Origin of the sequence: Paenibacillus cisolokensis (assembly GCF_050481165.1) — a bacterium.
Lineage (GTDB): Bacteria > Bacillota > Bacilli > Paenibacillales > Paenibacillaceae > Paenibacillus_AH > Paenibacillus_AH cisolokensis.
This window is the reverse complement of record NZ_JBCNFP010000073.1, coordinates 1-12,696: the sequence shown is the minus strand read 5'-3', so window position 1 is coordinate 12,696 and position 12,696 is coordinate 1. Positions and strand designations below refer to the sequence as shown.

Annotated in this window: 10 protein-coding genes and 1 pseudogene; 1 reads left to right on the top strand and 10 read right to left on the bottom strand. The window is 59.7% G+C overall.

The features are described 5' to 3' along the window. Window positions 1-13: 13 nt before the first annotated feature. The 7 genes from hslU to sucC form a co-directional block, all read right to left on the bottom strand. Window positions 14-1,411 (bottom strand): ATP-dependent protease ATPase subunit HslU, encoded by a 1,398-nt coding sequence (hslU, locus tag ABEV74_RS12405; RefSeq protein ID WP_062492558.1) that lies wholly within the window; start codon window positions 1,409-1,411, stop codon window positions 14-16. A 44-nt stretch (window positions 1,412-1,455) separates the two neighbouring features. Further along, a complete protein-coding gene (gene hslV / locus ABEV74_RS12400; RefSeq protein WP_062492557.1) occupies window positions 1,456-2,001 on the bottom strand; it encodes an ATP-dependent protease subunit HslV in 546 nt (181 codons plus the stop codon). Between the two features lie 3 nt (window positions 2,002-2,004). After that, window positions 2,005-3,333 (bottom strand): FADH(2)-oxidizing methylenetetrahydrofolate--tRNA-(uracil(54)-C(5))-methyltransferase TrmFO, encoded by a 1,329-nt coding sequence (trmFO, locus tag ABEV74_RS12395; RefSeq protein ID WP_062492556.1) that lies wholly within the window; start codon window positions 3,331-3,333, stop codon window positions 2,005-2,007. Window positions 3,334-3,380: 47 nt separating this feature from the next. After that, the gene (topA, locus tag ABEV74_RS12390; protein WP_430146390.1) at window positions 3,381-5,471 is read right to left on the bottom strand and encodes a type I DNA topoisomerase; all 2,091 of its coding nucleotides are present in this window, start codon (window positions 5,469-5,471) and stop codon (window positions 3,381-3,383) included. Then, window positions 5,471-6,646, bottom strand: coding sequence for a DNA-processing protein DprA (gene dprA, locus ABEV74_RS12385; RefSeq protein WP_430146389.1), 1,176 nt, complete (start codon window positions 6,644-6,646; stop codon window positions 5,471-5,473). The genes topA and dprA overlap by 1 nt, the downstream gene beginning before the upstream one ends. A 193-nt stretch (window positions 6,647-6,839) precedes the next feature. Beyond that, window positions 6,840-7,775, bottom strand: coding sequence for a succinate--CoA ligase subunit alpha (gene sucD / locus ABEV74_RS12380; protein WP_062492554.1), 936 nt, complete (start codon window positions 7,773-7,775; stop codon window positions 6,840-6,842). A 31-nt stretch (window positions 7,776-7,806) separates the two neighbouring features. After that, on the bottom strand, window positions 7,807-8,967 hold the full coding sequence (gene sucC / locus ABEV74_RS12375) for an ADP-forming succinate--CoA ligase subunit beta (protein WP_430146387.1): 1,161 nt from the start codon (window positions 8,965-8,967) through the stop codon (window positions 7,807-7,809). 555 nt (window positions 8,968-9,522) lie between these two features. Here sucC and ABEV74_RS12370 point away from each other — a divergent pair. Then, a complete protein-coding gene (locus tag ABEV74_RS12370; RefSeq protein ID WP_430146386.1) occupies window positions 9,523-11,100 on the top strand; it encodes a YifB family Mg chelatase-like AAA ATPase in 1,578 nt (525 codons plus the stop codon). 129 nt (window positions 11,101-11,229) lie between these two features. On the opposite strand, the gene ABEV74_RS12365 is transcribed toward ABEV74_RS12370, so the two are convergent. From ABEV74_RS12365 to ABEV74_RS12355, 3 genes and pseudogenes are all read right to left on the bottom strand, one after another. Further along, window positions 11,230-11,625 (bottom strand): YraN family protein, encoded by a 396-nt coding sequence (locus tag ABEV74_RS12365; RefSeq protein WP_430146384.1) that lies wholly within the window; start codon window positions 11,623-11,625, stop codon window positions 11,230-11,232. Continuing rightward, window positions 11,622-11,930: an EscU/YscU/HrcU family type III secretion system export apparatus switch protein gene (locus ABEV74_RS12360; protein ID WP_430146382.1), complete on the bottom strand. Its 309-nt coding sequence runs from the start codon at window positions 11,928-11,930 to the stop codon at window positions 11,622-11,624. The genes ABEV74_RS12365 and ABEV74_RS12360 overlap by 4 nt, the downstream gene beginning before the upstream one ends. Further along, window positions 11,927-12,696, bottom strand: a pseudogene (locus ABEV74_RS12355) (hypothetical protein); the annotation flags it as partial. The pseudogene ABEV74_RS12355 and the gene ABEV74_RS12360, both read right to left, overlap by 4 nt.

Here is a 12,696-nt window from a genome sequence, read left to right as displayed (position 1 = left end):
AAACACTTACCCACTACAAGATATATTGGCTCAAATCCCGATTCTGCGCAATCGAAGCCAATTTCTCCCGTACATATTCCGGTGTAATCGTAATTTGATCCAATGTAATATCCGGTGCTTCGAAGGACAAATCTTCAAGCAGCTTCTCCAAAATGGTATGGAGACGGCGCGCACCGATATTTTCCGTATTGCGGTTGACTTCCGCGGCAATGGATGCCAGCTCGTATATCGCGGCGTCCGAAAAATCGACCTTGATCCCTTCCGTCTCGAGCAATGCGGAATATTGTTTCGTCAAGGCGTTCTTCGGCTCCTTCAAAATGCTGACGAAATCGTCCAGACTGAGCGTGGTCAGCTCCACCCGGATCGGAAACCGTCCCTGAAGCTCGGGGATCAGGTCCGACGGCTTGGCGATATGGAATGCGCCGGCCGCCACGAACAAAATATAGTCGGTTTTGACCGGCCCGTATTTCGTCATGACGGTCGAGCCTTCCACGATCGGCAAAATATCGCGCTGCACCCCTTCGCGGGACACATCCGGTCCGGAGCCGCGCGACGGGCTGGCGATCTTGTCGATTTCATCAATGAATATAATACCCGATTGCTCCGCTCTCGTCACGGATTCGGCGATGACATCGTCCATATCGATCAACTTGTTCGCTTCTTCCTGAACGAGCACTTTCCGGGCTTCGCGGATCGGCAGCTTTCGTTTCTTCGTTCGTTTCGGCAGCAATTGCCCGAACATCTCCTGCATATTGATGCCCATGCCTTCCATTCCTTGGCCGGAAAGCATATCGAGCATACTGGGCGCGTTGTCTTCCACTTCGATTTCGATCAGTTCGTTCTCCAGCAGCCCGGCATCGAGACGCTCTTTCACCTGTTTGCGGCGCTCGGCGATGCCCGGGTCCACTTCGGCCTCCGTCTCTTCCTTGGCCGGCTGGTTGCCGCCGAACAGCATCTCGAACGGATTTTTCTGCCCTTTCGACTTGTTCGGCGAAGGGACAAGCAGCGATACGATTCTTTCGTTCGCCAAATGCTCCGCCTTGTCGCGCACTTGCTCCGTCCGCTCCGACTTGACCATCCGGATCGCCGTTTCCACCAAATCGCGCACCATCGATTCGACGTCGCGGCCGACATAGCCCACTTCGGTAAATTTGGTCGCTTCGACCTTGACGAACGGAGCATTCACCAGCTTCGCCAGACGACGGGCGATCTCCGTCTTGCCGACGCCGGTCGGACCGATCATCAAAATGTTCTTCGGAACGATTTCGTCACGAATGGCCTCATCAAGCCGGCTACGGCGATACCGGTTGCGGAGAGCGATCGCGACCGAGCGCTTCGCCTGTTTCTGTCCAACGATATATTTATCCAGCTCGGCAACGATTTGCCTTGGCGTCAATGCTTCTTTTCCCATAGGGCACCCCTTTCGCGACGTTCACTTTCATCGGAACACTGCAATTAACCGATCTCCTCCACGACAATGTTGCGGTTCGTATAAACGCATATGTCGGACGCGACTTCGAGCGCCGTCTGCGCCATCTCCCTGGCGCTCAATTGCGGAGCGTGGCGCTTCAGCGCCCGGGCTGCCGCCAAGGCGAAGCTGCCGCCGGAACCGATGGCCAATATGCCGTCGTCGGGCTCGATAATTTCGCCGTTTCCGGAGATCAGCAGCAGTCCCGACGCATCCATGACGAGCATCATCGCTTCCAGCCTGCGCAGCACCCGATCGGAGCGCCATTCCTTCGCCAGCTCGACCGCCGCCCGCTGCAAATGGCCGTGATGCTCCTCCAGCTTGCTTTCGAACTTCTCGAACAGCGTAATCGCATCCGCCACCGAACCGGCGAATCCGGCGACGACCTGGCCGCGGTACAGCCTTCTCACCTTCTTGGCCTGATGTTTCATCACCATGCTGTTGCCGAAGGTCACCTGGCCGTCTCCCGCGATGGCGCCTTTCCCGTCGTGACGGACAGCGCAAATCGTCGTCGCATGGAATTGCATATCCATAGCCTACGCCTCCTGTTCCCAATATTGCCGCTTGAACGATTCCAGCTGTGCAAGCGCGCGTTCGGCGATCGCTTCGTTCTTCTCTTTCTTGTTGCGAATTTTTCGCCCGAGCGGCGGAAACAGCCCGAAATTGGCGTTCATCGGCTGAAAATGCCGGAAGTCAGCCGTCGTGATATAATGCGCCATGCTGCCAAGCGCCGTATCTTGCGGCAGCGTCACGGGCGCAAGGCCTCGGGCCAGCCGCCCGGCGTTGAAGCCGGCGATCAACCCCGAGGCCGCCGATTCGACGTAACCTTCGACGCCGGTCATCTGGCCGGCGAAAAACAGCGTGTCGCGTTGCAATGTCTGGTATGTCGGCTTGAGCAAACGCGGCGAATTGATGAACGTATTGCGGTGCATAACGCCGTAACGGACAAACTCGGCATTTTCCAGCCCCGGAATGAGCGAAAATACGCGCTTCTGCTCGCCCCACTTCAGATGCGTTTGAAAGCCGACCATATTGTACAGCGTTCCGGCGGCGTTGTCCTGGCGCAGCTGAACGACAGCGAACGGAAGCTTGCCCGTATGCGGATTGACGAGTCCGACCGGCTTGAGCGGGCCGAACAGCAGCGTCTGCCTGCCCCGCGAAGCCATCACTTCGATCGGCATGCAGCCTTCGAAATAAATTTCCTTCTCGAATTCCTTCAGCTGCGCCGTCTCGGCCGACACGAGCGCTTCGTAGAAACGGTCGAACTCCTCTTCCGTCATCGGGCAATTCAAATATGCGGCTTCTCCCTTGTCGTATCGTGAGGCCAGATATACCTTGCTCATATCGATGGAGTCTTTCTCCACGATCGGCGCGGCCGCATCGTAAAAATAAAAATATTCTTCTCCGAGCAGCTCGCGGATACGATCGGACAGCTTGGGAGCCGTTAGCGGTCCCGTGGCGATGACAACGATGCCGTCCTCGGGAATGTCTTTCACTTCCTCCGTACGGACCTCGACAAGCGGATGCTCGCGCAGCCGGCTCGTCACTTCGCCGGAGAAGCCTTCGCGGTCGACGGCAAGGGCGCCGCCTGCCGGCACGGCATGGCGGTCAGCGCTCGCCATAATGAGCGAGCCGAGCCTGCGCATTTCTTCCTTCAGCACGCCGACGGCGTTGGTCAGCCCGTTCGCCCGCAAACTGTTGCTGCAAACGAGCTCCGCAAAATGCGACGTATGATGCGCGGGCGTCCGTGTGGCCGGACGCATCTCGTACAGCGTGACGGGCACGCCCTGCGCGGCGATTTGCCAGGCCGCTTCGCTTCCTGCAAGTCCTGCGCCGACGACCGTCACGCGTTCCTGTTGTGACAATTGATTCCCCGTCCTTTCTTGCTGGCCGTCCGGCTTCCGGAACGGCTTTACGCCTGCTCGCTATCGGGCAGTTCTTCCGTATAGCCGCACTGCGGGCATTGCAGCCGGGTTCCGCTGCGGTTGCGCTTCTCGACAAGCATCGTTTCGCATGTCGGGCACGGCTTGCCCGCCGGTTTGTCCCATGAGACGTATTCGCATGCCGGATAACGGTCGCATCCGTAGAAGATGCGCCCTTTCTTGCTGCGGCGCTCGATGACGCGGCCTTCATGGCATTGCGGACAGGCGACGCCGATTTCCTTGACGATCGGTTTCGTGTTGCGGCAGTCCGGAAATCCGGAACAAGCCAGAAATTTCCCGAAGCGTCCCATCTTGTAAACCATCGGGCGGCCGCACTTGTCGCATACTTCATCCGAAACCTCGTCCTGGATTTCGACTTCCTTCATCTCGTCCTCGGCCACTTCCAGCCGCTTCTCGAACGACTTGTAGAAGGAAGAAAGCACCTTGACCCAATCGACCTTGCCTTCTTCGATATGGTCGAGATCATCTTCCATATGGGCGGTAAATTCCACGTCGAGAATTTCCGGAAAAAATTGTTCCATAAGCTGAATGACGAGCTCCCCGAGCTCGGTCGGGACGAATTTCTTGTCCTCGAGCGCCACATACCCCCGCTTCTGGATCGTCTCCAGCGTCGGCGAATAGGTGCCCGGCCGACCGATGCCGAGCTCCTCGAGCGTTCGGATCAGGCGCGCCTCGGTATAGCGCGGCGGCGGCTGCGTAAAATGCTGCTTCGGCTCGATCGAGCTGACGGCCACTTCGTCGCCTTGCTTGAGCGGGGGCAGAAACTTGTCGTCTTCCTCCGTTCCGTCGTCGTTGCCCTCCACGTATACTTTCATGAAACCGTGGAATTTGATTTTGGAGCCGACCGCGCGGAACGTAACGTCGCCGGCCGTCAGATCGACGGTCATCGTGTCGAGCACGGCGGAAGACATCTGGCTTGCCACGAACCGTTCCCAGATCAATTTGTACAGCCTGAACTGGTCGCGGGTCATATATTCCTTTACCGTTTCCGGTTCGCGCAGGACGGAGGTCGGGCGGATCGCCTCATGGGCATCCTGGGTATTCGCGTTTTTCTTCGTATAGACCCTCGGCTGTTCCGGCACATATGCGGCGCCGTATTTTTCTCCGATATAGGCGCGCGCTTCTTCCTGCGCAACGGGAGAAATGCGGGTGGAGTCGGTCCTCATATAGGTAATGAGACCGACAGAGCCTTCCTTGCCCAAATCGACGCCTTCGTACAGCTGCTGCGCCACCGACATCGTCTTCGACGTCCGGAAGCCGAGCTTGCGCGCCGCTTCCTGCTGCAGCGAGCTTGTGATGAAAGGCGGCGCGGGATGGCGCAGACGTTCCTTCTCCTTCACATCCGTTACGACGAACGGACGCCCTTCTAGCGCCCGCAGCACTTCCTGAACGTCCTGCTCGTTGCCGAGCTCCCGTTTCTCGCCGCCGATGGCGTAAAATTTGGCCTCGAAAGCGGCGTCGCCGAGCTTCATCGCCGCCGTGATCGACCAATATTCGACCGGCACGAAAGCATCGATCTCGTTCTCGCGATCGATAATGAGCTTGACGGTAACGGATTGTACGCGGCCGGCGGACAGCCCCTTCTTCACTTTCTTCCACAGAAGCGGGCTGATCTTGTAGCCGACCAGCCGGTCCAGTATGCGCCGCGCCTGCTGCGCGTTCACCAGATCCATATTGATTTTGCGCGGCTGCTTGAATGCGTCCTTGACCGCCTGCTTCGTAATTTCGTTAAACACGACGCGGCAGTTTTCGCCTTCCTCCAACTCCAGGTAATGGGCCAGATGCCAGGCGATCGCTTCGCCCTCGCGGTCGGGGTCCGCCGCGAGATAGACGCGCTTGACTTTTTTTCTTGCATCCTTCAGTTCCTTCAGGACGCTGCCTTTGCCGCGGATCGTTATATATTTCGGCTGGAAATCGTTCTCGATCTCGACGCCGATCTGGCTCTTCGGCAAATCGCGAATATGTCCCATGGAGGCTTTCACGATATATTTGCTGCCCAGATATTTGCCTATCGTCTTGGCTTTCGCCGGAGATTCGACGATGACAAGTGAATCAGCCACTAAGCGTCCTCCTCTCTGCTGCCGCTATGACAATGCGATGTGTATAGGGAACCCGGTTGCAGTTGAATTTTATGTTTTACAGTTAAATTTATCAGAATCGCGTGCAAAAGTCCAAACGGATAGCCGGTTAACGCATGAAGCTCGTTGGCGGAGCGCGCCTTTTCGCGCAACAGCCGGAGCACATGCCGCTCCCCGTCGGCCAAACGGCCGTCCCGAGACGACGGCCGGTCCGGCTTCGTCTCCTCTGTCCGGCGCGTACGGATCAATGGCTGCTCATCATCATCATATGCAGCGATGAGCACGGCGCAGTCCACGACAATGTCGGAAGCGTTGCCGACGAGCAGCGCCCGTCCGTCGCGGATGAGGCCGTTCGTTCCTTCGCTCTTCGGAGAATGAACGGGTCCCGGCACCGCATAAATGCCGCGTCCCATATCGAGCGCCATATCGGCCGTAATGAGCGAGCCGCTGTTCTTCGCCGCCTCGACGACGAGCGTGCCGGCCGAAAGCCCGGCGATAATCCGGTTGCGCTGCGGGAACAAACCCGGATGCGTCGGCGTGCCGGGCGGGTACTCGGACAGAAGCAACCCCTGCTCGGCGATACGGCGGTATAAGGCGGCATTCTGTTTCGGATAGACGGTGTCGACCGGCGTCCCCAGCACCGCGATCGTTCCGCCGCGCGCAGCGAGCGCGGCCTCGTGGGCCAGGCTGTCGATTCCTTTGGCCATCCCGCTGACGACCGTCAGCCCGATCGCGGCGAGCTCTCCGGCAAGCCGCGCCGCCGTGTGGCGGCCGTAGACGGTCGGCACGCGCGTGCCGACGACGGCGATCGCCGGGCGGCGAAGCAGCGCCGTATCGCCGATCGCGTACAGCACCCAGGGAGGCTGCGGAATTTCGCCCAGCAGCCGCGGGTATTCGTCGTCGAAGCGCGTGATGCGCCGAATGCCGAGACGACGGCATGTTTCGTCCGTGCGCCCGACCGCCCCGCTCCCGAACGCTTCCGCCGCCGCGCGCGCCTGATCGCTGGAGAAGCCGATCGCCATCCACTCATCCGGACGATAGCCGGGATAGGCGCTCCAATCGCCGGCATCCGCCGCCTTGCGGATCGTTCTCCACCCGATGCCCGGCGTTTCGTGAAGGGTGACAAGCACCCGGGATTGCACCGATTGATTCATCATGTCGAATCCTCCCGTTCGTAACGGGGCCAGCGCATCCTTTACTATTTTGCGTTACCCGCAAACAGAATGCAAGCAAAAGCCCCATTTTCCTTGTATGAATATAACAAAAAGCAACCTTCTCATTCTCCGTTCGGAGACGAGAAGGTTGCTTACCTTCATCCGATATGCTATGCGATTGGCCTTAAACCGCCGTTTACGCCTTGCGGGTAATGCAGCGTTCCAGCAGGCCGCGCTCCTCCAGCACGCTGACGAGCGTCGCCCCCATCTCGGCAGGCGTCGGCGCCACCTTGATGCCGCAGGCTTCCAGCGTAGCGATTTTCTCGGCCGCCGTTCCTTTGCCGCCGGAGATGATGGCGCCCGCATGGCCCATCCGTTTGCCCGGAGGCGCCGTGACGCCGCCGATGAAGCCGACGACCGGCTTCTTCATGTTCGCTTTGATCCATTCGGCCGCCTCTTCCTCCGCCGTGCCGCCGATTTCGCCGATCATGATGACCGCATATGTATCCGGGTCATCGTTGAACATGCGCAAAATGTCGATAAACTCGGAGCCTTTGACCGGGTCGCCGCCGATGCCGACCGCGGAGGATTGGCCGATGCCCCGCGTCGTCAGCTGATGGACCGCTTCGTACGTCAACGTTCCGCTGCGGGAAACGACCCCGACGTGGCCTTTCGTATGGATGTATCCCGGCATGATGCCGATTTTGCACTCGTCAGGCGTAATGACGCCCGGGCAGTTCGGCCCGATCAGACGCGTCTTGCGGCCTTCCATAAACCGTTTCACCTTGACCATGTCCAGTACCGGAATACCTTCTGTGATACAGATGACAAGCTCGAGCTCCGCATCGACCGCTTCCATGATCGCATCGGCGGCTCCTGCCGGCGGAACATAAATAACCGAAGCGGTCGCGCCGGTCGCAGCAACAGCTTCCGCCACCGTATTGAAGACCGGCAGCGATGCGGTCGTTCCGTTCTCGAGCGTGATATCCACTTTCGTCCCGCCTTTGCCGGGGGATGTCCCTCCGACCATTTTCGTGCCGTAATCCAGCGCGCCCTTCGCATGGAACAGGGCCGTTTTCCCCGTAATGCCCTGCGTGATCACTTTTGTATCTTTATTGACCAAAATGCTCATCGATAGCCCACATCCCCGTAAATGATTTCGTTTATTTCACGAGCGCGACGATTTTTTGTGCGCCATCCGCCATGGAATCGGCGGCTACAATGTTCAGACCCGATTCGTTCAGCATTTTCTTGCCGAGATCGACGTTCGTACCTTCCAGCCGCACGACGAGCGGGCGGTCCAGGCCGACTTCCTTGGCTGCGGCGATGACGCCTTCGGCAATGACATCGCAGCGCATAATGCCGCCGAAAATGTTGACGAAAATCCCTTTGACGTTTTCGTCGGACAGAATGATTTTGAACGCCTCGGTCACTTTCTCTTTCGTCGCACCGCCCCCGACATCCAGGAAGTTCGCAGGGTCGCCGCCGTAATATTTGATAATATCCATCGTCGCCATCGCGAGACCGGCGCCGTTGACCATGCAGCCGATATTGCCGTCAAGTGCGATATAGCTCAGGTCGTACTTCGACGCCTGGATTTCCTTCTCGTCCTCTTCGTCCAGATCGCGCAGGGCCACAATGTCCTGATGACGATACAGCGCGTTGGAATCGAAATTCAGTTTCGCGTCGAGCGCCATCACGTTGCCGTCTCCGGTCACGACGAGCGGGTTGATTTCCGCAATGGAGCAGTCCTTGTCCACAAACGCGGCATACAGCGACAGCATGAATTGAGCCGCTTTGCCTACGAGCTCGTTCGGGATGTTGATCGCATACGCCAGCTTTCTCGCCTGGAACGGCTGCAGGCCGACGGCCGGATCGATTACTTCTTTGAAAATTTTCTCCGGCGTGCGGGCCGCCACTTCTTCGATCTCGGTGCCGCCTTCTTCGGATGCCATCATGACGACGCGGCCCGTCGAACGGTCGACGACGACGCCGACATAATATTCTTTTTTAATGTCACAGCCCTGCTCGATCAGGAGCCGCTTCACTTCTTTGCCTTCCGGTCCCGTCTGATGGGTGACGAGCGTCTTGCCGAGCAGCTGGCTCGCATACTCGCGCACCTCGTCCAAATTTTTGGCAACCTTGACGCCGCCCGCCTTGCCGCGTCCGCCGGCATGAATTTGCGCTTTCACGACGACGACGGACGTCCCGAGCGCTTTCGCGGCTTCGACCGCTTCGTCGACGGTGAACGCCACCTTGCCTTCCGGTACGGTAACACCGTATTGTTTCAGGACTTCTTTGCCTTGATACTCGTGGATATTCATTGAAATCCTCCATTCCGCAGACTCTGGTCAAGTCATATGTACACAACATCTAATATTGTACCACTAAAATGATCCGCTTTCCTCATTTTTTCGACATATTGACAGCATTTTTTTGATATCGGTTTGTTCTCGAAATGAGATGGGAAGGAAGAAAATTGATGCCGAAACCGTCCGGACGCTCATCCGGCGAAACTTTCATCCTTCCGACAAAGCTGCGATCGGCGAACCTTTTTTCCCCTGAAAATACACCGATCGGCGATCCTTCTTCCTCCCGACAAGGCGCCGAACGGCAGCCCTTTCTTACCCCGATAAGACACCGGTCGGCGAAAGGGCGGCGGAGAAAGCTCGTCTCTATTATAGCCAACACGAGCAAAAATTGCACACGGACGGGTTCGGACCGCCGTTTCACCGGCTTGAACGAATGCATGAACGAAACGCCGCGATCTTGACAGGCAAACGGCTACGCTTTACGATAGATGTAAAGATTTGTCGTTCGAATATTTATGCGGGTTGAGAGGAAGCACCTTCGTCCGTCTGTTTCGGAGGTGCTTTTTTATGTTCAGCATGATGACGAGCGGGAGCGTGCACGGCGTAGATGGCCGAACGATCGCAGTCGAAGTCGATATCGCAAGCGGCTTGCCACAGGTGAATATCGTGGGGCTGCCGGATCCGGCGGTGCGGGAATCGATCGATCGCGTAAGGGCCGCTTTGCGCAACTGCGGCTTCGTCTTTCCGCTGGAGCGGGTCACGATCAACCTTGCGCCGGCCGATCTCCGCAAGGAAGGAACCGCTTTCGATTTGGCGATCGCGGCCGGCATACTTGCCGCAAGCGGCCAACTGCCGGGCGAGCTGTTCGCCGGCATGCTGCTGATCGGGGAACTGGCGCTGGACGGCGCGGTTCGTCCGGTGCCGGGCGTGCTGGCGATGGTCGAACAGGCCCGGCGGGCCGGGATCGGCCGCGTTATGCTGCCCGCCGGCAACGTCGCCGAAGCGGCGCTGATCGGCGGGATGGAACGCTTCGCGCTGACCCATCTCGACGAGCTTGGCGCGCCGGGCCGTCCCCGGGATTGGGCGCCGCTGCGGCGGGCGGCCGACCTCGCTTGCGCAGGGGTTCCCGGGGAGGCGAACGCTACAGCCCCGCCGCGCGAGAGGGGCGAAGCGGGCGGCTGCGGCGATTACGGCGACGTCATCGGCCAGCCGATCGCGAAGCGCGCGCTCCTGATCGCCGCCGCCGGCCGGCACAACATTCTGCTGTCAGGACCGCCCGGCACGGGCAAAACGATGCTGGTCCGCCGGCTGCCCGGCATATTGCCCGATTTGACCGAGCAGGAAGCGCTTGAGGTGACGAAAATTTACAGCGCAGCCGGCCAGCTGCCTGCCGGCGTTTCGTCGCTCATCCGGGAACGGCCGTTCCGCTCGCCCCATCATACGATATCGACCGGCGGACTGATCGGCGGCGGAACGATACCGAAGCCGGGCGAAGTGACCCTCGCCCATCGCGGCGTGCTGTTTCTGGACGAGCTTCCCGAATTTTCGCGCCAGGCATTGGAAGTGCTGCGCCAGCCGTTGGAAGACCGCTTCGTGACGATCGCCCGGGCGCGGGCGGTATTTCGCTTTCCGTCGTCCTTCATGCTTGCCGCGTCGATGAATCCGTGCCCTTGCGGCTATTGGGGACACGACAGCGTCACGGACGACCGCTCCTGCCACTGCACCTCGGTCCAGATCGCGAGATATCGCGCGAAGCTGTCCGGTCCTTTGCTTGACCGGATCGATATGCAGATTGAAGTTCCCCGGCCTGCGTCGTACGATATGCCGAACGGCGAAATGACGACCGCCATGATGCGGGAGAAGGTCGCAGCCGCCAGGGAACGCCAGGAGGCGCGGCGGCGGATGACCGGCATCGACTGGAACGGCGACTTGTCCGGCGCCGCGCTCCGCAGGACCGCCCGGCTGTCGAAGGACAGCTCGCTGCTGCTGCGGGAAGCGTTCGACACGATGGGCATCAGCCTCCGGGCGCACGACCGGGTGCTGAAACTGGCGCGCACGATCGCCGACGTGGAGGAGCGCGACACCATCGACCCCGAGCATATCGCCGAAGCGATTCAATACCGGAAGCTCGATTTGCAAAGTTGAAGTTGAAAGGATAGCCGAAGGAGGCCAGCCTGTCGCAGGCGGCCTCCTTCGGCTATAATCGCGAAACGATTCCCGTTCGTGCGATGAAACGCTTCCCATTTGCTCGAAATCGCCATATATGGCTTGGGGCTAAAATGCGCCTTCGATGTGCTTCAGCTCGGCAATTTCCCCGCCCGGCCCGATGATGACGGCAATGACGTCAAACCGGATTTTGCAATGTTCCAACCCTCTGGCTCGCAGAAACACTTGCGCTGTCGCGCGAACCTGAAGCTGCTTGCGCACGTCGACCGATTCGAGCGGCGTCCCGAAACGGTTGACGCTGCGGCGGCTTCGCACCTCGACGAAGACGATCCGGTCGCCTTCGGTCGCGATAAGGTCCAGCTCTCCCGACCGGCATCGCCAATTCCGCCCGATAATCGTATAACCGTGTCGTTCCAAATGCTCCAACGCGGCTTGTTCGCCCTGCCTTCCGGTTACATGGCGTTTCGAAAGGGCGGACGGCATTCTTCCGTATTCATTATTCACTCCCAATCCCTCGCTTTATGGTCAGCCCGGTAAACGAAGCTCAATATTTCCGCCACGAGCGTATACAGCTCCGGCGGAATTTCCTGCTCGATGTCCAGCTTCGAAAGCACCTCCACGAGCGAGGCGTCTTCCTGAACCGGTACGCCGTGCTCTGCAGCCGTTTCCATAATTCGCTCGGCCAGCCTGCCGCTGCCTTTCGCGACGACGACCGGAGCCGACCGCTCGCCCGGATCGTACTTGAGCGCCACGGCTTTGCGCAGCGGCCTGTCCGCCCCTCCGCCGCTTGTTCCGGTTTGTCCGCTCATACCCGGTAGTCCACCCCTTTATATTTTCTCGACGCAAATTCCGGCAGCGAAATCCCTGTCCGCCCCGAATGCGCGTTGTCTTCCTTCCGCTCGAAGGAGGAATCGGCAAGCGGAGCCGACCGCATCGACAGCAACTGGTAACCGGAACGCTCAAGCGCCGACGCCAGCTCGTCCCGTGCTTCTTCCGCCAGCGCCGCCGTCAGCGGATGGTCGTTCCACAGCGTAAGGCTGACAATCCGTTCGACAATTTGCACGTCGACGATCGTATCCCCGAGCGACTTCATCCGAAGGTCGAACAGCAGCCGGCAATTCCCGGCATCGAGCTCTCCCCTTCTCCCTCTTCGGGTTTGCACGTGGACTGAGGCCGTCTGGCTGCCGTCCTGATGCTGCAGCGGGATGAACAAGACAGCGTGCGTAAACACCGCCCCGTTCCGTTCGGGCGACAATAACAGCTGCTGGCCGGTAATATGCTGGACAAGTTGCTGCGCCGTCTCCCGGATCGCCGGCGAGACGCCGTCTGCGGCCGCCAGCGACAGCAGCGCGCCCTTCAGCGCGTCCCGGCTGCCGGCGCCGGCGCTCCCCGGCTCGGGAGACTGGAGCAAGCCGGACTGTACGGCGGTATGGGGCGATACCAATGGCCGGCCTTCCGAGCCGGCGACGGGCGGTTGCGGGCCGCCGTCAGCCGCCGCTTGCGCAGCCGCCGAGCCGGCGGATGCGGGGCCGGGCTGCGCCGGTGGCGCTTGCGGCGGCGGCGCAGCGCCTTGCG